Raw genomic sequence first — 20,440 nt, 5'->3', positions numbered from 1 at the left:
CGGACCACAGCAGAAAATATGGTCATTACCGCCCACGGCGGGTAGGCCACAGTGGATCGCGGGCACTTGGTGACAGATGCCGATCCACCACAGAGCGGAGGACTCAGAGCATGGCCGGCGCGATGCGCAAGATGGCGGTCTACCTCGGCCTCGTGGAGGACGATGGGTACGACGGTCCGGGGTTCGACCCCGACGACGAATTCGAACCCGAGCCGGAACCCGAGCGGGACCGGCGCCGGCACCAGCCCGCGCATCAGGTGGAGCGGGAACGGGACGAACCGGTACGAGCGGTGCAGCCTCCGGCACAGCGGGAGCCGGTTCAGATCCCGGCCGAGCGAGAGCGACCCGCCCGAATCGCCCCCGTGGCATCCATCACACCTGAACGCTCGAACTTGGAGAAGAACGCACCGGTGATCATGCCCAAGGTTGTGTCCGAGCGGGAGCCCTACCGCATCACCACGCTGCACCCCAGGACCTACAACGAGGCCCGTACCATCGGGGAACACTTCCGTGAGGGCACTCCGGTGATCATGAATCTCACGGAGATGGACGACACGGACGCGAAGCGACTTGTCGACTTTGCCGCAGGACTCGTCTTCGGTCTTCATGGCAGCATTGAGCGAGTGACGCAGAAGGTCTTTCTGTTGTCGCCTGCTAACGTCGATGTCACGGCGGAGGACAAGGCCCGCATCGCAGAGGGCGGATTCTTCAACCAGAGCTGAGAACACGACACCGGGAACAACCCGGCCGAGAGGCCGGAGCTACGAGAGCCAGGGGAGAGGGAAGCGCGAGGATGGGCGTCGCTCAAAGTGTTGTCTACATCGCGTTGATGTGTTTCCTCATCGTGCTGATCTTCCGGCTTGTCATGGACTACGTCTTCCAGTTCGCACGTTCATGGCAGCCGGGCAAGCCGATGGTGGTCGTTCTTGAGGCCACCTACACGGTCACCGATCCACCGCTCAAGCTCCTGCGGCGGTTCATCCCGCCGCTGCGTCTCGGGGGCGTGGCACTCGACCTGTCCTTCTTCGTTCTGATGATCATCGTTTCCATCCTGATCAGCGTCGTGATCAGGTTGTGAGCGATACGGTCTTGCCGACTGCCGACGACTACGTAGAGGTGAAGAAGAGATGCCGCTGACCCCCGAGGACGTGCGGAACAAGCAGTTCACGACGGTCCGCCTCCGAGAAGGCTATGACGAGGACGAGGTTGATGCCTTCCTCGACGAGGTCGAATCCGAGCTGACCCGCCTGCTCCGTGAGAACGAGGACCTGCGCGCCAAGCTGGCCGCCGCCACGCGTGCCGCCGCGCAGAACCAGCAGCAGCAGCAAGGCATGCGCAAGCCGGAGCAGCAGGACCGGCCCGGCGCACCGGTGCCGGCCGCCATATCTGGTCCGCCGGTCCAGCAGCAGCAGCCCCCGCAGATGGGTCCGCCCCAGCTGCCCGGTGGCGCTCCGCAGCTGCCCGCCGGTCCCAGCGGTCACGGGCCCCAGGGCCCGCACGGCCCCGGTCCGCAGGGCCCGCACGGCCCCGGCCCGATGCAGGGCGGTCCCATGGGTGGCCCGATGGGCGGCCCCATGGGCGGTCACAACCCCCAGCAGCAGCAGATGCAGCAGATGCAGCAGCAGCAACAGCAGCCGCCGCAGATGCAGCAGCAGGGCCCCGGCGGCGACAGCGCCGCCCGTGTCCTCTCCCTGGCGCAGCAGACCGCCGACCAGGCGATCGCGGAGGCCCGTTCCGAGGCCAACAAGATCGTCGGCGAGGCGCGCAGCCGTGCCGAGGGCCTGGAGCGCGACGCACGTGCCAAGGCGGACGCCCTGGAGCGGGACGCGCAGGAGAAGCACCGCGTGGCGATGGGCTCCCTGGAGTCGGCCCGCGCGACGCTGGAGCGCAAGGTCGAGGACCTGCGTGGCTTCGAGCGCGAGTACCGGACGCGTCTGAAGTCCTACCTGGAGAGCCAGCTGCGTCAGCTGGAGACCCAGGCGGACGACTCGCTCGCTCCGCCGCGGACCCCGGCGACCGCCTCGCTGCCGCCGTCGCCCTCGCTGGCTCCGGCCGGCGCGGGTGCCATGGGTCACGCCATGGGCGGCAACCACGGCGGTCACGGCAACCCGCAGATGGGCGGCAACCCGTCCATGGGCGGTGCGCCCTCGTACGGTGGCCAGCAGCAGATGTCCCCGGCGATGACTCAGCCGATGGCACCGGTGCGGCCGCAGGCGCCGCAGCCGATGCAGCAGGCGCCTTCGCCGATGCGCGGGTTCCTGATCGACGAGGACGACAACTGAGCGGCTGTCGCGCGATGAGCGCGTAGCCGTCGGCAGGCTGAGGGCCGGGCCCCGGGGTTTTCCCCGGGGCCCGGCCCTTTGCCGTGGGCGGCGGCTCCCGGGGGCTCTGCTCCCGGGGGCTCTGCCCCCGGACCCCCGCTCCTCAATCGCCGGAGGGGCTTGATTTTGCTGGGCGAGGGCGTGAAACCCAGGTCCGGGAAGGGGAACAGCGAAGAGCCCGGCCGGAGGTGCTCCGGCCGGGCTCTCTCAGGCGCTGTGGGTTACCGCTCCGTCTTGCGGAGACGGAACGTCAGGGACAGGCTCTCGTCCTCGAACGGCTCGCCGTACGCCGTGTCCGCCTCGCCCTGTGCGTAGTCCAGGGCCAGGACCTCGTCCGCGATCAGGGACGCGTGCTCGGTCAGGGCCTCGGCCGTCGCGGGCGACGTGGACGTCCAGCGGACGGCGATCCGGTCCGCCACGTCCAGGCCGCTGTTCTTGCGGGCCTCCTGGATGAGACGGATCGCGTCACGGGCCAGGCCCGCACGCCGCAGCTCCGGGGTGATCTCCAGGTCCAGGGCGACCGTGGCGCCCGAGTCGGAGGCGACCGACCAGCCCTCGCGCGGGGTCTCCGTGATGATGACCTCGTCCGGGGCCAGCGACACCGTCTCGCCGTCGACCTCGACCGAGGCCGTGCCCTCGCGCAGGGCCAGCGACAGCGCGGCGGCGTCGGCGTTCGCGACGGCCTTGGCCACCGCCTGGACGCCCTTGCCGAACCGCTTGCCCAGCGCCCGGAAGTTCGCCTTCGCCGTCGTGTCGACCAGCGAACCGCCGACCTCGGAGAGGGACGCCACCGAGGAGACGTTCAGCTCCTCGGTGATCTGGGCGTGCAGCGCGGGGGAGAGGCTCTCGAAGCCCGAGGCCGCGACCAGGGCCCGGGACAGCGGCTGCCGGGTCTTGACGCCCGACTCGGCGCGGGTGGCCCGGCCCAGCTCGACCAGCCGGCGCACCAGCGCCATCTGCGTCGAGAGCGCGGGATCGATCGCCGCCAGGTCCGCCTTCGGCCAGTCGGCGAGGTGGACCGACTCCGGGGCGTCCGGGGCGACCGGCACGATCAGGTCCTGCCAGACCCGCTCGGTGATGAACGGCGTCATCGGGGCCATCAGCCGGGTGACCGTCTCGATGACCTCGTGCAGGGTGCGCAGCGCCGCCTTGTCGCCCTGCCAGAAGCGGCGGCGGGAGCGGCGCACGTACCAGTTGGACAGGTCGTCGACGAACCCCGAGAGCAGCTTGCCGGCGCGCTGGGTGTCGTAGTTCTCCAGCGCCTGGGTGACCTGGTCGGTCAGGGCGTTCAGCTCGCTCAGCAGCCAGCGGTCCAGGACCGTGCGGTCGGCCGGGGCCGGATCGGCCGCGGACGGCGCCCAGTTCGACGTACGGGCGTACAGCGCCTGGAAGGCGACCGTGTTCCAGTACGTCAGGAGCGTCTTGCGGACGACCTCCTGGATCGTGCCGTGGCCGACGCGCCGCGCCGCCCACGGGGAGCCGCCGGCCGCCATGAACCAGCGCACGGCGTCGGCGCCGTGCTGGTCCATCAGCGGGACCGGTTCGAGGGTGTTGCCCAGGTGCTTGGACATCTTGCGGCCGTCCTCGGCGAGGATGTGGCCCAGGCAGACCACGTTCTCGTACGACGACTTGTCGAAGACCAGGGTGCCGATCGCCATCAGCGTGTAGAACCACCCGCGCGTCTGGTCGATGGCCTCCGAGATGAACTGCGCCGGGTAACGGCTCTCGAAGATCTCCTTGTTCTTGTGCGGGTAGCCCCACTGCGCGAACGGCATCGAGCCCGAGTCGTACCAGGCGTCGATGACCTCGGGGACGCGGTACGCCTCCAGTTGGCAGCTCTCGTGCGAGCAGGTGAACGTGATCTCGTCGATGAACGGCCGGTGCGGATCGAGGGCGGAGAGGTCGCTGCCGGTCAGCTCGCTCAGCTCGGCGCGCGAACCGACGCAGGTGAGGTGGTCGTCCTCGCAGCGCCAGATCGGCAGCGGGGTGCCCCAGTAGCGGTTGCGGGACAGCGCCCAGTCGATGTTGTTGTTCAGCCAGTCGCCGTAGCGGCCGTTCTTGACCGAGTCGGGGAACCAGTTGGTCTTCTGGTTCTCCTCCAGGAGGCGGTCCTTGATCGCGGTCGTGCGGATGTACCAGGACGGCTGCGCGTAGTAGAGCAGCGCGGTGTGGCAGCGCCAGCAGTGCGGGTAGCTGTGCTCGTACGGGACGTGCCGGAAGAGCAGGCCGCGGTCCGCGAGGTCCGCGGTGAGCGCCTCGTCGGCCTTCTTGAAGAAGACGCCGCCGACCAGCGGCAGGTCCTCCTCGAAGGTGCCGTCGGGGCGGACCGGGTTCACCACCGGCAGCCCGTACGCCTTGCAGACCAGGAGGTCGTCGGCGCCGAAGGCGGGGGACTGGTGGACCAGACCCGTACCGTCCTCGGTCGTCACGTACTCGGCGTTGACGACGTAGTGGGCGGGCGCCGGGCTGTGTCCGTTGCTTCCCTCGCTGACGCTCGGGAATTCGACCAGCGCGAACGGGCGCTCGTACGACCAGCGCTCCATCTCGCGGCCGGTGAACGACCGTCCGGTCACCTCCCAGCCCTCGCCCAGCGCCTTCTCGACGAGCGGCCGGGCGACGACGAGCTTCTCCTCGCCGTTCGTCGCGACCACGTAGTCCACCTCGGGGTGCACGGCGACGGCGGTGTTGGAGACCAGGGTCCAGGGGGTCGTCGTCCAGACCAGGAGGGCGGCCTCGCCGGCCAGCGGGCCGGAGGTGAGCGGGAAGCGCACGAAGACCGACGGGTCGACGACCGTCTCGTACCCCTGAGCCAGCTCGTGGTCCGAGAGGCCGGTACCGCAGCGCGGGCACCAGGGGGCGACGCGGTGGTCCTGGACCAGCAGGTCCTTGTTGAAGATCTCCTTCAGCGACCACCACACCGACTCGACGTACTCGGGGTCCATCGTGCGGTACGCGTCGTCGAGGTCGACCCAGTAGCCCATCCGGGTCGTGAGCTCGGTGAAGGCGTCGGTGTACCGGGTCACCGACTCCCGGCACTTGGCGTTGAACTCGGCGATGCCGTACGCCTCGATGTCCTTCTTGCCGTTGAAGCCCAGCTCCTTCTCGACCGCGAGCTCGACCGGCAGACCGTGGCAGTCCCAGCCGGCCTTGCGGCCGACGTGGTAGCCCTGCATGGTGCGGAAGCGCGGGAAGACGTCCTTGAAGACGCGGGCCTCGATGTGGTGGGCGCCCGGCATTCCGTTGGCGGTCGGCGGGCCCTCGTAGAAGACCCACTCGGGGCGGCCCTCGGACTGCTCCAGGCTCTTGGTGAAGACCTTGCTCTCGCGCCAGAAGTCGAGCACTGCGTGCTCCAGAGCGGGCAGGTCGACCTGGGCGGGTACCTGGCGGTACTGCGGCGATGTCATGTGCGGCTTCCTCCGGCGGACGTATTCCACTTCCGTCGGAGGGACGAGAACCCGTCGGGCTCCCGCGGTACCACCCTCCTTGGCCCCGGGCGTGCGCCCGCGGCCCCCTCATTGGGGTGCGAAGCCGGTTCTACTCGCCTTGCGCCAGTGGTCGGAGCCCACTGTCCAAAGCTTTCCTCCGGCGGCTCAGGGTGATCTTCACGACGCGCTCGCCCCCGGGCTCCCACCGTCCCCGGGTCGCTCCTGGCTGCGTACGACGCTACTCGTCCCATCCACGCCTCTCGCTGCCGTCAGTGTACGGGCCCCGGGGTGCGGCGGCCGACCGGTTTGAGGACGGGCCCGGCGTGACCCGAATGGCCAGACCCGGCGTACGGAGTCCTGGTGGGGCCCGGCGGGGGAGCGGAAGGCGGATTACCGGGCGGGGAGCTGGGCACAACGGATTCAGGCGCGCTGTGATCCGGACACGGGGAGGGGCGATTCGGCGGCGTGCCCCGTTGCCGCGGGGCTGGGGTCGACTTATCGTCCCAGCACGACTCGCGAGCAAGATCACAATGCGTGAAGGGGCCGCGGCCATGGTGGCGAAGAAGACCGCCGTAAAGAAGACGGCGTCGGCGCGATCCACGGGCGCGGCCGCCGAGGAGAAGGCGACGAAGAAGGCTGCCGAGAAGGCGGCGCCCAGGAAAACGGCGACCAAGAAGGCGGCGGCGAAGAAGGCCGCGCCGGAGAACAGCGCGGCCGGGAAGACCACGGCCAAGAAGGCTTCGAAGAAAGCCGCCTCGGCGGCCACGGGGGCGGCCGAGGCCGCCGAGCAGACGGGAGCCCACACGGTGGTAGCCAAGAAGAGCGCGGCCAGGACCCGGACCGCCGGCCGGAGCGCGACCCCGGTGCCCCCGGCCCGCGCCGCCGCGACCACGCCCGGGGAACTGCCCGTACGGCCGGGCGAGGACCCCTGGACGGAGGAGGAGGTCGCGGCCGCCAGGTCCGAGCTGACCGGCGAGATCACCCGGCTGCGCAACGAGCTGGAGACCTCGGGCGCGGCCCTGGCCGGGCTGATGCGGGACTCCGGCGACGGGGCGGGTGACGACGAGGCGGACACCGGCACCAAGAACATCACCCGCGAGCACGAGATGTCGCTCGCCGCGAACGCCCAGGAGATGCTGGAACAGACCGAACGCGCGCTCGCCCGCCTCGACGCGGGGACGTACGGGCTCTGCGAGATCTGTGGCAATCCGATCGGAAAGGCGCGGATGCAGGCGTTCCCCCGGGCCACCCTGTGCGTCGAGGACAAACAGAAGCAGGAGCGACGCGGCTAGGGCCTCTCGTTTGGATCATGCTGGGCTCGCGGGGGCCGGCACCGCACCTCGCGGCGTTGTCGTCGGTCGCCAGGACTCCGCCCTGACTCCCTCCTCCGCCTTGCGATGCACGGCACCGGCCCCCGCTCCCTGATCCAGCCTGATCCAAACGGAAGACCCTAGGGCTGTCCGGCGGACCGGGGCCGCGATCCCGGCCGTGGTCCGCCGGACAGGCCCTGGTCCCCGCCGGTGTGTCGTACCCTCGTCCTCAGTCGGGAACTAGGTTGAGGGACTCACGTGGCAGAGGCGGAGAGCATCATCGGTACGCCGGACATCCCTGAGGCTGAGGGACACGAAGGCGCCGGGCCGGAGCAGAGCGACGGGGCCGCGGCCCCGGAGGGGCAGGCGGCGGAGAGCGCCGAGGACGGGGACGGGGAAGCGGCGGTCGACCGTTCGCCGGCCACGCGCCGGCGCCGGATCATCCTGCTCTTCTGCGTCGCCGTCCTCGCCTACCTGCTCGACCTGGGCAGCAAGATGCTCGTGGTGGCGAAGCTGGAGCACCAGGAGCCGATCGAGATCTTCGGCAGCTGGCTCAGGCTCGACGCGATCCGCAACGCCGGAGCCGCGTTCGGTATCGGCGAGGCCTTCACGATCATCTTCACGATCATCGCGGCGACCGTCATCGTGGTGATCGCACGGCTCGCGCGCAAGCTCTACAGCCTGCCGTGGGCCATCGCCCTGGGGCTGCTGCTCGGCGGTGCGCTGGGCAACCTCACCGACCGCATCTTCCGGGCGCCGGGCGTCATGGAGGGCGCGGTGGTCGACTTCATCGCCCCCGCCCACTTCGCCGTCTTCAACCTGGCCGACTCCTCGATCGTCTGCGGCGGCATCCTGATCGTGATCCTCTCCTTCAAGGGCCTGGACCCCGACGGCACCGTGCACAAGGATTAGGACGCGGCGCAAGGATTAGGACGCGCAAGGCATACTCGACAGGTGAGTACGCATCCCGAGATCCGAACCCTGCCCGTACCCGATGGCCTGGAAGGCGAGCGTGTCGACGCCGCCATTTCCCGCATGTTCGGTTTCTCCCGCACCAAGGCCGCAGAGCTGGCCGCCGCCGGGAAGGTACAGGTGGACGGTTCGGTGGCCGGGAAGTCCGAACGGGTGCACGGCGGCGCCTGGCTGGAAGTGGAGATGCCGCAGGCTGCCGCACCGGTGCGGATCGTCGCCGAGCCCGTCGAGGGCATGGAGATCGTCCACGACGACGACGACATCGTCGTGATCATGAAGCCGGTCGGCGTCGCCGCGCACCCGAGCCCCGGCTGGACCGGTACCACCGTCATCGGCGGCCTCGCCGCCGCCGGGTACCGGATCTCCACCTCGGGCGCCGCCGAGCGCCAGGGCATCGTGCACCGGCTCGACGTCGGCACTTCGGGGCTGATGGTCGTCGCCAAGTCCGAGCGCGCCTACACGCTGTTGAAGGCCCAGTTCCGGGACCGGGTCGTCGACAAGAAGTACCACGCGCTGGTCCAGGGCCACCCGGACCCGATGAGCGGCACCATCGATGCCCCCATCGGCCGCCACCCCACCCACGACTACAAGTGGGCGGTCGTCGCCGAGGGCAAGCCGTCGGTCACGCACTACGACCTGATCGAGGCGTACCGCGCCGCCAGCCTCCTGGACATCAAGCTGGAGACCGGCCGTACGCATCAGATCCGGGTGCACATGTCCGCCCACCGCCACCCCTGCGTGGGCGACCTGACCTATGGCGCCGACCCGACGATGGCCAAGCGGCTGGGCCTGACCCGGCAGTGGCTGCACGCCGTCCGGCTCGGCTTCGAGCACCCCTCGGACGGCCGCTGGGTCGAGTTCTCCAGCACCTACCCGGACGACCTCCAGCAGGCCCTGGACCGGATCGCGGCGGAGAGCGAATGACCGGCACGCCCCCCTCGTACACCACCCGCACCGCCGCCGGCGAGCAGGACCGTGCCGCCTGCTTCCAGGTCCGCAAGGACGTCTTTGTCGGTGAGCAGAACGTGCCCGAGGAGATCGAGTACGACGCCTACGACGCGGACGCGGTGCATGTCATCGCCGTCGCGGCGGACGGCACGGCGCTCGGCACCGGACGGCTGCTGCACGGCCCCGGCGCGGTGGCGAAGACCGGCGGCGACCTCACGGTCGGCTCGCTGGGCCGGCTCGCGGTGACCAGCGGGGCGCGCCGCCTCGGGGTCGGCGCGGCGCTGGTGCGGGCCATCGAGGACGCGGGCCGTGACCTCGGCCTCGCCGCCGTCGACCTGCACGCCCAGACGCACGCGCTCGGCTTCTACGAACGGCTCGGCTACGAGGCCTACGGGCCCGAGTTCCCGGACGCGGGCATCCCGCACCGGGCGATGCGCCGCGCGCTGAACGGCTGAGCCCTCCGCCGGGCCGGCCCCGGGCCGGCCCGGCAGGCCCAGACCCAGTGGTCCATGGAGCGCCGCATCACGTCCCGGTGCCGAAGTACCCGGAGGGAGCGGCGGAAGAGGGCTGACCGCGGAAACATCGGAGGAATGGTCGGTCAGGAGGGCTGTGTTGCGGGGGTGTTGCCGGGTTTGTGCGACGTGCGTGGCAGGCTTGAACCCCGGATCGGCCGATCACCGAGGCCGGCTCGCCGCGCTCCGGAAGGCACCTCGTGGACCAAATGGCCCTGTTGCTCCTGCTGTTGCTGGGGGCGGTGGTCACCGTGCCGCTGGGGGACCGGCTCGGGCTCCCCGCGCCGGTGCTGATGACGCTCGTGGGCGTCGGGATGGCTTTCCTCAGCTTCGTACCGAATGTGGACATCCCGCCTGAGATCATCCTTCCCGCGCTGCTTCCGCCGCTGCTCTACGCATCCGTCCAGCGCACCTCCTGGCGGCAGTTCGCGGCCAATAGACGACCGATCTTTCTGCTGGCCGTGGCGCTCGTCTTCCTGACGACGGCGGCCGTGGCCGCGGTGGCGAACGCCATCGTCCCCGGGCTGCCCATCGCCGCCGCCGTCGCGCTCGGCGCGCTCGTCGCACCGCCCGACCCGGTCGCGGCGACCGCCGTCGCGGGTTCGGTCGGGCTGCCCCGCAGGCTCGTCTCCATCCTGGAGGGCGAGGGGCTGTTCAACGACGTGACCGCGATCGTGCTCTACCACGTGGCGATCGCGGCCGCGGTGAGCGGCACGTTCTCGCTGCCGGAGGCGTTCGGGCTGCTGATCCTGTCCGCCGTCGTCGCCGTGGCGGTGGGCGTCGCGCTCGGCTGGCTCACCATCAAGCTCATGGGGCTGCTCGGCGATGCCACGCTCCAGGTCGGGCTCACCCTGCTGGTGCCGTTCGTCAGCTACGTGCTCGCCGAGGAGCTGATGGGCTCGGGCGTCCTCGCCGTCCTCACCACCGCGCTCTTCCTCGCCGAGCACACCGCGGACGCCGACGACGTCCTGGGCCGGCTCACCGGCCGCACCTTCTGGGAGATCGTCGACACCCTCGTCACCGGGGTCGCCTTCGGGCTGATCGGCCTCGAACTCCACAACGTCTTCGGGACCGCAGACGGGCGCGAACTGGAGATGGCCGGCTGGGCCCTGGCCGTCGTCGCGGTCGTCGTCGGCGTCCGGCTGCTCTATCTGCTGCCCGCGACCTGGCTGGCCAAGCGGCTGCACACCCGCCGTGACGTCAGCGAGGAGATCCCCACCGGCTGGCGGGAGACCGTCGTCATGTGGTGGGCCGGGATGCGCGGGGTGGCGTCGGTCGCGCTGGCCCTCGCGATCCCGCTGAAGACGGACGACGGAAAGCCCTTCCCCGGCCGTGACGAGATCGTCTTCATCGCCTTCGCCGTGATCATGGTCACCCTGGTCCTCCAGGGCCTGACCCTGCCGTGGCTGGTGCGCAAGCTGCGGGTCAAGGCGGACACCGATGCCGAGGAGGCGCTGGAGAAGGACCTCGCGATCCGGGCCGCCAGGGCCGCCCGGCAGCGGCTCAAGGAGATCCAGGAGGTCGAGGAGTTCCCCGAGGACGTCGTGGAGCGCCTCCAGCGGCTGGCCTACGACGTGGGTGCGCGGATCAGCCCCGACATGGTCGACGAAGAGCGGCGCGAGGCGTACGCGAAGCGCGCCGAGCGGTTCAGGGAGATCAGCCGCATCCAGCGCGAGATGCTGTCGGCCGCCCGCCACGCGGTGCTCTCCGCGCGCAGCGAGGCCGGTGCCGACCCCGAGATCGTCGACCGGGTGCTGCGGCAGCTGGACGTACGCAGCCTGCGCTGACCCGGCCCCGGGGCGGGCCGGGTCAGCCGCGCCCGGTGCGCGGCGCCCGGTCCCGGTTGCCCGGCTTCCCGTTCGGGTGGGACCCGAGCGGCCAGTTGTCCTCGGGCGGCAGCGCCGCGGGCGCCGTCGCGATGCGCGGCAGGGCGTACGGATGGTGATCGCGCAGCCAGCCGATCAGCTGCTCCCGGACCGCGCAGCGCACCGTCCAGATGTCGTCCGCGTCCTTCGCCGTGACCACCGCGCGCACCACGACGGTGGACGGGGTGGTGTCGGTGACGGCCAGCGACCAGTTCCGGCCGTCCCACGCGGCGCAGTCGCCCAGGATGTCCCGCAGCTGTTCGCGCATCGCGGCGACCGGCGCCGAGTGGTCCAGGTGGAAGAAGACCGAACCGGTCATCTGGGCCCCGCCGCGCGACCAGTTCTCGAAGGGCTGGCTCGTGAAGTACGAGACCGGCATCGTGATCCGCCGCTCGTCCCAGGTCCGTACCGCGAGGAAGGTCAGCGTGATCTCCTCGATCGTGCCCCACTCCTCGTCCACCACCACCGTGTCACCGATCCGCACCATGTCGCCGAAGGCGATCTGCAGGCCCGCGAAGAGGTTGCCGAGCGTGGACTGGGCGGCGACGCCCGCGACGATGCCGAGGACACCGGCAGACGCCAGCATCGAGGTGCCCACCGCCCGCATGGCCGGGAACGTCAGCAGCATCGCGGCGACGGCGACCGTCGTCACCACGGCGGTGACCACCCGCTGGATCAGCGTCACCTGCGTCCGCACCCGCCGCACCCGCGCCGGGTCCCGGGTGTTCGCCGCGTAGCGCGCGTACACCGAGTCCACCACCGCGATGGCGATCCGCAGCACCAGCCAGGCCGAGGCGCCGATCATCACCAGCGTCAGCACCTGCCCGATGCCCGTGCGGTGGTCCTTGATCAGGTCGAGCTGGGTGTGGGTGTAGCTGGCCCGCAGCAGCGCCGTGCACAACGTGAGCTGGAACGGTATCCCGCAGCGCCGCAGCAGACCCCACAACGGGGTCTCGTGATGCCGCCCGTCGGCCCGTCTGAGCAGCAGGTCGACCAGCCATCCGACCGCCAGCGTGATCACCACCGAACCGCCGACGACGATCAGTGGACGCAGTAGGTTCTCCATCCTGTCGCTCTCCAAGCTCTCGACGGTAACTGGCACCATGGGCCTCATGAACATCATGCTTTTCCACTCGACGTACGGTCTGCGCCCCGCGGTGCACGCGGCCGCCGACCGGCTGCGTGCAGCCGGCCACGAGGTGCGGCTGCCCGATATCTTCGAGGGGCACACCTTCGGGACCGTCGAGGAAGGACTGGCCTTCCAGCAGGAGACGGGCAAGGAGGAGCTGCTGAAGCGGGCCGTGCTGGCCGCCGCGCCCTACTCCGACTCCGGACTGGTCTACGCGGGCTTCTCGCTCGGCGCGTCCATCGCCCAGACGCTGGCGCTCGGGGACGCGAAGGCGCGCGGGCTGTTGCTCTTCCACGGCACCTCGGACATCGCTGCGAGCGCCTCGGTGGACGAGCTGCCCGTACAGCTGCACGTCGCGGACCCGGACCCGTACGAGACGCACGACTGGCTGAACTCCTGGTACCTCCAGATGCGGCGGACCGGCGCCGACGTCGAGATCTACCGCTACCCCGGCGCGGGCCACGTGTTCACCGACGCGGAACTGCCGGACTTCGACCAGGCCTCGGCCGAGCTGGCCTGGAAGGTCGCGATCGGCTTCCTCGCCACGCTGTGAGGACGCGAGGGGCCCCGCGGCGCACGGAGGCGTCGCGCGGGGCCCCTCGGGGGTGCGGGGCGGATCAGCCCTTCAGCGCCTTGTCCACTGCGGTGTTCCAGTCGGCAACCGTGCCCGGCGCGTTCTTGCCGTCGGGGCCGGTGATCTTCTTGCCGTTCGTGACGAAGGACGGGGAGCCCTCGACGTCGAACTTGTTGTTGTCGAAATTCTTCGACATCTCGATCGCCCAGCGGTCGAAGGTTCCGTCCTTGACGTCCTTCTGGAACGCCGCGTCGCTCTTCAGCTCAGGGACGGTATCCGCGATCTTGATGAGATACGCGTCGTCCTTGAACTTGTCGCTCGTCTCCTCGGGGTGCCACTTCGTCGAGTACATCGCCTCCTTGTAACCGAGGAAGGCGTCCTTCGATACGTTCAGGGCAGCACCGAGTGCGCTGAGGGCGTTCTTGGAACCCTCGCCCTGGAGGTTGGTGTCGAGGAAGGTGGCACCCACGAACTGGATCTTGTACTTGCCGTCCTCCATGTCCTTCTTGATCGTCGGGCCGACCGTCTGCTCGAACGAGGCGCAGATGGGGCAGCGCGGGTCCTCGAAGGCGATGATCGTCTTCTTCGCGGAGGCCTTGCCCAGAGTGACGGTCGTGTGGTTCTCACCCGTGGTGTTCTTGGGTGCGACCAGAGTCTCGCTCTTCGCGGCCTCCCAGTGGGCGGGCTTGTTGTTCTGCACCACGAAGTAGCCGACGCCGGCGGCTATCGCCAGGACGACGACAATGGAACCGGCGACTGTGCCCTGCCGCTTCACCTTGTCCCGCTTGGCCTGACGTTCGCGTTCGGCTCGCAGCCGCTCGCGGGCTGCCGTCTTAGCTTGCTGGCTGTTGCGCTGGCTCATGATTCCGGGGGCTCCGTAGGTATGTGAAGAGGAATGGGGTGGATCGCTGTGCCGGGAGTCGGATGGCACAGCGCGGCGGTCCGCGCCGTCCTACGGAGTGAGTCAGCAGGCGGGTGCGTACGGCGGGCGTGTACGCACCATGGTGCGGCTGCGTGAGGGGCGGCTCCCGGTGGGCCGTGACCGCTACGAAGGCGATGAGCAGCGGACGGATTGTGAGCGCGGCCACCGAGCGCAGCAGTTGCGTGAGCGCGACCTCGCCTCGCCACAGCCATGCCGATGCGGCAAGCCCTACCGTGATGTGCGCGGCAAGCAGTAGCCAGGGTGCGGGGGACTCGGCCGCCATCAGCGCGGAACCGTTGCCGGGCACTGTGGAGTGTGCCAGCGGGTTGCCGAGCGAGCTGCCTCTGCAGATCAGGTCCACGCCCATGAACCGCAGCGGCCCCGCGATGGGCCCGCCTGCCTGCCCGTAGCACGCGTACTGTCCTGTGGTGAACACTGTGTCCGCTGCAAGTTCGAGCGGCACGAGCAGTGCGCTGATGGACCAGAAGCCCGGCTCCCGGGCTCCCGCGAAGGTAAAGGCGCACGCAAAAATAGCCCCGCCGATCAGAGCTAGCGTCGGCAGCGGCAGAGGCAGCGACGAGAGCAGGACATGGGCGCCGGCGGACAGCGTCAGGCAGAGCGCCGTGAAGAGCGCCGCCCGTACAGCCCGGAGGCCGATCCCCTGCCTGTTCATTGCGGCAATTCTGCCACGCCCGGGTGTAAGGGATTCGCGGTCTCGGATGTTCTGGAAGCGGCTCGTCCGGATCATGATCCTGGGCGCGGGTCGTGTATCCGCTCGGTGACGTCAGTTGCACTGTATGTGACGAGCGTCGCGATCGAAATCCCCGCGATATTCGTAGTGGCCCATCAGGAGCCCGATGGGCCACTACGAATTCCGGGATTCAGCAAATGTTTACTGAACCTGATTCCTTGGTCAGGTTTCCCGAGTAAATCCAGCCCTTGGTCTCGCTGCCGGCGACGCGCCCGTACACCCAGAGATTTCCGTATTTGTTGTAGACGCCGCACCATGCGTAGAACGTTACGCCGGGAACCACGGACATGGTCTGGGCGCACGAGTCGGCCGGGCCGTTGCGCAGGTGTCCCACCACGACCTTGTGGACGGCGTCAGAGTTATTGTGTCCGCTGCTCCCGCATCCGTACCCGGCGGCATCGGCCGAAGATGCCAGGCCAATCGTTGTGCCCCCCAGTGCCGCTGTTGTGGCGACAATGGACACGAGAGCCCTCTTGAGTTTCACATTCCCCCCCAGTTCTTTCACATGCTGGAACCGGAAGAACGATAGCTCCCCTGCATGGTGATCGTAAAGGGGTTAACGAACCATCCCGATATTGCGGCATTGCCCGTATGCGGTGGATACCGACGTCAGTTCTTGCCGGGTCGTCTCAGTCCAGCCCCGGAATCCGGCCGTTGCGGAACAGGTCCACGAAGATCCGGTGGTCCGCGCGCGCCCTGGCACCGTACCTGTGGGCGAACTCCACCAGCAGGTCCCCGAAGCCCTCCTCGTCCGCCGCGATCGCCGCGTCGATCGCCCGCTCGGTGGAGAACGGCACCAGCGAGTGGCCGCTCTCGTCGTCCGCCGCGGAGTGCATCGTCGCCGTCGCCCGGCCGAGGTCGGCGACGACCGCCGCGATCTCGTCGGGCTCGTCGATGTCGGACCAGTCCAGGTCGACCGCGTACGGCGACACCTCGGCGACCAGCTGACCGGACCCGTCCAGCTCGGTCCAGCCCAGCCACGGGTCGGCGTGCGCCTGGAGCGCGCGCTGCGAGATCACCGTGCGGTGCCCCTCGTGCTGGAAGTAGTCCCGCACGGCCGCGTCCGTGATGTGCCGGGAGACCGCGGGGGTCTGCGCCTGCTTGAGGTAGATCACCACATCGTTCTCCAGGGCGTCGCTGTTGCCCTCCAGAAGGATGTTGTACGAGGGCAGGCCGGCCGATCCGATGCCGATCCCGCGCCTGCCGACGACGTCCTTGACCCGGTAGGAGTCGGGGCGGGTCAGGCTCGACTCCGGCAGCGTCTCCAGATAGCCGTCGAACGCCGCGAGGACCTTGTAGCGCGTCGCCGCGTCCAGGTCGATCGCGCCCGCGCCGTCCGCGAAGCGGCGCTCGAAGTCACGGATCTCGGTCATCGAGTCCAGCAGCGAGAACCGGGTCAGCGACCGGGCGTCGCGCAACGCCCCCAGCAGCGGGCCCTCGGCGGTGTCCAGGGTGAACGGGGGCACCTCGTCGTTCTTCGCGCCCGTCGCCAGCGCGTGGATCCGCTCGCGGTAGGCCGCCGCGTAGATCCGGACGAGCTCGGTGATCTGCTCGTCGCTCAGCGCCTTCGCGTAACCGATCAGGGCGACCGACGCGGCGAAGCGCTTGAGGTCCCAGGTGAACGGGCCGACGTACGCCTCGTCGAAGTCGTTCACATTGAAGACCAGCCGGCCGTTGGCATCCATGTACGTGCCGAAGTTCTCCGCGTGCAGATCGCCGTGGATCCACACCCGGCCGGTGCGCTCGTCGAGATACGGGCCGCCGTGCCGCTCCCGCTCCAGGTCGCCGTAGAACAGGCACGCCGTGCCCCGGTAGAAGGCGAAGGCCGAGCCCGCCATCTTGCGGAACTTGACCTGGAACGCAGCCGGGTCGGCGGCCAGCAGCTCCCCGAAGGCGGTGTCGAAGACCTCAAGGATCTGCTCCCCGCGCTGCGCTGCGCCGGTCTGCGTTTCCGACATCTCTGGGTGCCTCCTGGTACCTGGCGTGCGTGACGACGTACATGACAAATGGGACGGGCGTCCCCGCTCTTCCAACGCGCGACCGTATCCCGGAGTGCCCGTCCGTTGTCACCTCGGAGACGTAGACTTCGGGACACCCCCCAGCCCGCCATCCCCAGTTCCCCCGGAGGCACAGCGCCGTGACCAAGCCGCCTTTCACGCACCTTCACGTCCACACCCAGTACTCGCTGCTGGACGGTGCCGCGCGGCTCAAGGACATGTTCGAGGCGTGCAACGAGATGGGCATGTCCCATATCGCGATGACCGACCACGGCAACCTGCACGGCGCCTACGACTTCTTCCACTCGGCGGCCAAGGCGAATGTGACGCCGATCATCGGGATCGAGGCGTACGTCGCCCCGGAGTCGCGCAAGCACAAGCGGAAGATCCAGTGGGGTCAGCCGCACCAGAAGCGCGACGACGTCTCCGGATCCGGTGGTTACACCCACAAGACGATCTGGGCGTCGAACGCCAAGGGCCTGCACAACCTCTTCAAGCTGTCCTCCGACGCCTACGCCGAGGGCTGGCTGCAGAAGTGGCCGCGCATGGACAAGGAGACGATCTCCCAGTGGTCCGAGGGGCTGATCGCCTCCACCGGATGCCCCTCCGGCGAGGTGCAGACGCGGCTGCGGCTCGGGCAGTTCGACGAGGCGGTGCAGGCGGCCTCCGACTACAAGGACATCTTCGGCGAGGGCAAGTACTTCCTGGAGCTGATGGACCACGGCATCGAGATCGAGCGCCGGGTCCGTGACGGGCTCCTGGAGATCGGCCGGAAGCTGGACATCCCGCCGCTGGTGACGAACGACTCGCACTACACGTACGCCAACGAGGCGACCGCGCACGACGCCCTGCTCTGCATCCAGACCGGCAAGAACCTCTCCGACCCGGACCGCTTCCGCTTCGACGGCACCGGCTACTACCTGAAGACGACGGACGAGATGTACGCCGTCGACTCCTCGGACGCCTGGCAGCAGGGCTGCGCCAACACCCTGCTCGTCGCGCAGCAGATCGACACCACCGGGATGTTCGAGAAGCGCGACCTGATGCCGAAGTTCGACATCCCCGAGGGCTTCACGGAGATCACCTGGTTCCAGGAGGAGGTCCGGGTCGGGATGAACCGGCGCTTCCCCGCCGGGGTGCCGGAGGACCGGCAGAAGCAGGTCGAGTACGAGATGGACATCATCATCCAGATGGGGTTCCCGGGGTACTTCCTGGTCGTCGCGGACTTCATCATGTGGGCGAAGAACAACGGCATCGCGGTCGGCCCCGGCCGTGGCTCCGCCGCCGGATCGATCGTGTCGTACGCGATGGGCATCACCGACCTCGACCCGATCGAGCACGGACTGATCTTCGAGCGGTTCCTCAACCCCGAGCGCGTCTCCATGCCCGACGTCGACATCGACTTCGACGAGCGCAGGCGCGTCGAGGTGATCAGGTACGTGACGGAGAAGTACGGCGCCGACAAGGTCGCCATGATCGGCACGTACGGCAAGATCAAGGCCAAGAACGCGATCAAGGACTCCGCCCGCGTCCTCGGCTACCCGTACGCGATGGGCGACCGGCTCACCAAGGCCATGCCCGCCGACGTCCTCGGCAAGGGCATCGACCTCAACGGCATCACCGACCCCAAGCACCCGCGCTACAGCGAGGCGGGCGAGATCCGGGGGATGTACGAGAACGAGCCGGACGTCCAGAAGGTCATCGACACCGCGAAGGGCGTCGAGGGCCTGGTCCGGCAGATGGGCGTGCACGCCGCGGGCGTCATCATGTCCAGCGAGCCGATCGTCGACCACGCCCCGGTCTGGGTGCGCCACTCCGACGGCGTCACCATCACGCAGTGGGACTACCCGCAGTGCGAGTCGCTCGGCCTGCTCAAGATGGACTTCCTGGGGCTGCGCAACCTGACGATCATGGACGACGCCATCAAGATGGTGAAGTCCAACAAGGGCGTCGACCTGGAGATGCTGGCCCTCCCGCTGGACGACCCCAAGACCTACGAGCTGCTCTGCCGCGGCGACACGCTCGGGGTGTTCCAGTTCGACGGCGGGCCGATGCGTTCGCTGCTGCGCCAGATGCAGCCCGACAACTTCGAGGACATTTCCGCCGTCTCGGCCCTGTACCGGCCGGGCCCGATGGGCATGAACTCGCACACGAACTACGCCGAGCGCAAGAACGCCCGCCAGGAGATCACCCCGATCCACCCGGAGCTGGAGGAGCCGCTCAAGGAGGTCCTCGGCCTCACCTACGGTCTGATCGTCTACCAGGAGCAGGTCCAGAAGGCCGCCCAGATCGTCGCCGGGTACTCGCTCGGCGAGGCCGACATCCTGCGCCGCGTCATGGGCAAGAAGAAGGCCGACGAGCTGGCGAAGAACTTCGTCCTCTTCGAGGCCGGCGCCAAGAAGAACGGCTTCTCCGACGCCGCGATCAAGGCCCTGTGGGACGTGCTGGTCCCGTTCGCGGGATACGCCTTCAACAAGGCGCACTCCTCCGCGTACGGCCTGGTCACCTACTGGACCGGCTACCTGAAGGCGAACTACCCCGCCGAGTACATGGCGGCGCTGCTGACCTCGGTCAAGGATGACAAGGACAAGTCGGCGGTCTACCTCAACGAATGCCGCCGCATGGGCATCAAGGTGCTCCCGCCGAACGTCAACGAGTCCGAGTCGAACTTCGCCGCACAGGGTGACGACGTCATTCTCTTCGGGCTGACGGCCGTCCGTAACGTCGGTCAGAACGTCGTCGACTCGATCATCCGGTGCCGCAAGACTAAGGGGAAGTACGGCAGCTTCCCCGACTTCCTCGACAAGGTCGAGGCGGTCGTCTGCAACAAGCGGACGGTGGAGTCCCTCATCAAGGCCGGCGCCTTCGACGAGATGGGCCACACCCGCAAGGGGCTCGTCGCACACCACGAACCCATGATCGACAACGTGGTGCAGGTCAAGCGCAAGGAGGCCGAGGGACAGTTCGACCTCTTCGGCGGCGGTGAGGAGGACAGCGACGAGCCGGGCTTCGGGCTCGACGTGGAGTTCTCCGACATCGAGTGGGAGAAGTCCTACCTGCTGGCCCAGGAGCGCGAGATGCTCGGACTGTACGTCTCCGACCACCCGCTCTTCGGTATCGAGCACGTGCTGAGCGACAAGTCCGACGCCGCGATCTCGCAGCTCACCGGCGGCGAGCACAGCGACGGCGCGATCGTCACCATCGGCGGCATCATCTCCGGCCTCCAGCGCAAGATGACCAAGCAGGGCAACGCCTGGGCCATCGCCACCGTCGAGGACCTGGCCGGCTCCATCGAGTGCATGTTCTTCCCCGCCACCTACCAGCTGGTCTCCACCCAGCTCGTCGAGGACACCGTCGTCTTCGTCAAGGGACGCCTCGACAAGCGGGAGGACGTGCCCCGGCTCGTCGCCATGGAGATGCAGGTCCCCGACATCTCGAACGCGGGCACCAACGCCCCCGTGATCTTGACCATCCCCACGGTCAAGATCACCCCGCCCATGGTCAGCAGGCTCGGCGAGGTGCTCAACAGCCACCGCGGCGACACGGAGGTGCGGATCAGGCTCCAGGGCCCCCGCAAGACCACGGTGCTCCGGCTCGACCGGCACCGAGTGAAGGCCGACCCGGCGCTCTTCGGTGACCTGAAGGTGCTGCTCGGCCCGTCCTGCCTGGCCGGCTGAGACTCCCGGCCGACCGCACACGCACGAGAGGGGCGCC

The 20,440-nt window shown here is 68.9% G+C and carries 16 protein-coding genes; 10 read left to right on the top strand and 6 right to left on the bottom strand.

Annotated features, from left to right (window positions below):
• The first annotated feature begins 110 nt into the window (after positions 1-110).
• From ACZ6S6_RS01565 to ACZ6S6_RS01555, 3 genes are all read left to right on the top strand, one after another.
• Positions 111-722 (top strand): cell division protein SepF, encoded by a 612-nt coding sequence (locus ACZ6S6_RS01565; protein ID WP_073735522.1) that lies wholly within the window; start codon positions 111-113, stop codon positions 720-722.
• Between the two features lie 71 nt (positions 723-793).
• Complete coding sequence (locus ACZ6S6_RS01560; protein WP_073735521.1) at positions 794-1,078, top strand: YggT family protein; 285 nt, start codon at positions 794-796, stop codon at positions 1,076-1,078.
• 49 nt (positions 1,079-1,127) lie between these two features.
• Positions 1,128-2,282, top strand: coding sequence for a DivIVA domain-containing protein (locus ACZ6S6_RS01555; RefSeq protein ID WP_362953613.1), 1,155 nt, complete (start codon positions 1,128-1,130; stop codon positions 2,280-2,282).
• Between the two features lie 260 nt (positions 2,283-2,542).
• On the opposite strand, the gene ileS is transcribed toward ACZ6S6_RS01555, so the two are convergent.
• On the bottom strand, positions 2,543-5,725 hold the full coding sequence (gene ileS / locus ACZ6S6_RS01550; RefSeq protein ID WP_469703006.1) for an isoleucine--tRNA ligase: 3,183 nt from the start codon (positions 5,723-5,725) through the stop codon (positions 2,543-2,545).
• A 572-nt stretch (positions 5,726-6,297) separates the two neighbouring features.
• Here ileS and ACZ6S6_RS01545 point away from each other — a divergent pair.
• From ACZ6S6_RS01545 to ACZ6S6_RS01525, 5 genes are all read left to right on the top strand, one after another.
• Positions 6,298-7,038, top strand: coding sequence for a TraR/DksA family transcriptional regulator (locus tag ACZ6S6_RS01545; RefSeq protein ID WP_469703002.1), 741 nt, complete (start codon positions 6,298-6,300; stop codon positions 7,036-7,038).
• A gap of 276 nt (positions 7,039-7,314) precedes the next feature.
• On the top strand, positions 7,315-7,968 hold the full coding sequence (gene lspA, locus ACZ6S6_RS01540; protein ID WP_469703000.1) for a signal peptidase II: 654 nt from the start codon (positions 7,315-7,317) through the stop codon (positions 7,966-7,968).
• Between the two features lie 42 nt (positions 7,969-8,010).
• On the top strand, positions 8,011-8,952 hold the full coding sequence (locus ACZ6S6_RS01535; protein ID WP_469702998.1) for an RluA family pseudouridine synthase: 942 nt from the start codon (positions 8,011-8,013) through the stop codon (positions 8,950-8,952).
• Positions 8,949-9,431 carry a GNAT family N-acetyltransferase gene (locus ACZ6S6_RS01530; RefSeq protein ID WP_362953623.1) on the top strand — a complete coding sequence of 161 codons (483 nt, stop codon included), beginning with the start codon at positions 8,949-8,951 and terminating at the stop codon, positions 9,429-9,431. The genes ACZ6S6_RS01535 and ACZ6S6_RS01530 overlap by 4 nt, the downstream gene beginning before the upstream one ends.
• 257 nt (positions 9,432-9,688) lie before the next feature.
• Positions 9,689-11,275, top strand: coding sequence for a Na+/H+ antiporter (locus ACZ6S6_RS01525; protein ID WP_469702996.1), 1,587 nt, complete (start codon positions 9,689-9,691; stop codon positions 11,273-11,275).
• Between the two features lie 22 nt (positions 11,276-11,297).
• Here the strand turns inward: ACZ6S6_RS01525 and ACZ6S6_RS01520 are convergent, their stop codons facing one another.
• Positions 11,298-12,419 (bottom strand): mechanosensitive ion channel family protein, encoded by a 1,122-nt coding sequence (locus ACZ6S6_RS01520; RefSeq protein ID WP_362953800.1) that lies wholly within the window; start codon positions 12,417-12,419, stop codon positions 11,298-11,300.
• Positions 12,420-12,456: 37 nt separating this feature from the next.
• Between ACZ6S6_RS01520 and ACZ6S6_RS01515 the strand changes: the two genes are divergently transcribed.
• A complete protein-coding gene (locus ACZ6S6_RS01515) occupies positions 12,457-13,035 on the top strand; it encodes a dienelactone hydrolase family protein (RefSeq protein WP_362953627.1) in 579 nt (192 codons plus the stop codon).
• Between the two features lie 64 nt (positions 13,036-13,099).
• Here the strand turns inward: ACZ6S6_RS01515 and ACZ6S6_RS01510 are convergent, their stop codons facing one another.
• The 4 genes from ACZ6S6_RS01510 to ACZ6S6_RS01495 form a co-directional block, all read right to left on the bottom strand.
• Positions 13,100-13,918, bottom strand: a complete 819-nt coding sequence (locus ACZ6S6_RS01510) for a thioredoxin domain-containing protein (protein WP_362953628.1) — start codon at positions 13,916-13,918, stop codon at positions 13,100-13,102.
• Positions 13,890-14,651 (bottom strand): hypothetical protein, encoded by a 762-nt coding sequence (locus tag ACZ6S6_RS01505; RefSeq protein WP_362953630.1) that lies wholly within the window; start codon positions 14,649-14,651, stop codon positions 13,890-13,892. Before ACZ6S6_RS01505 ends, ACZ6S6_RS01510 begins: the two co-directional genes overlap by 29 nt.
• A 208-nt stretch (positions 14,652-14,859) precedes the next feature.
• The gene (locus ACZ6S6_RS01500) at positions 14,860-15,192 is read right to left on the bottom strand and encodes a hypothetical protein (RefSeq protein ID WP_362953632.1); all 333 of its coding nucleotides are present in this window, start codon (positions 15,190-15,192) and stop codon (positions 14,860-14,862) included.
• Positions 15,193-15,358: 166 nt separating this feature from the next.
• On the bottom strand, positions 15,359-16,687 hold the full coding sequence (locus ACZ6S6_RS01495) for a DUF2252 domain-containing protein (RefSeq protein ID WP_362953634.1): 1,329 nt from the start codon (positions 16,685-16,687) through the stop codon (positions 15,359-15,361).
• Positions 16,688-16,866: 179 nt separating this feature from the next.
• Between ACZ6S6_RS01495 and dnaE the strand changes: the two genes are divergently transcribed.
• Positions 16,867-20,403 carry a DNA polymerase III subunit alpha gene (dnaE, locus tag ACZ6S6_RS01490; protein WP_362953636.1) on the top strand — a complete coding sequence of 1,179 codons (3,537 nt, stop codon included), beginning with the start codon at positions 16,867-16,869 and terminating at the stop codon, positions 20,401-20,403.
• Positions 20,404-20,440 lie beyond the last annotated feature (37 nt).

It is taken from the genome of Streptomyces sp. NPDC048671 (genome assembly GCF_055587045.1).
The sequence above is the reverse complement of the archived record's forward strand: the minus strand, read 5'-3'. Positions and strand labels throughout refer to the sequence as shown.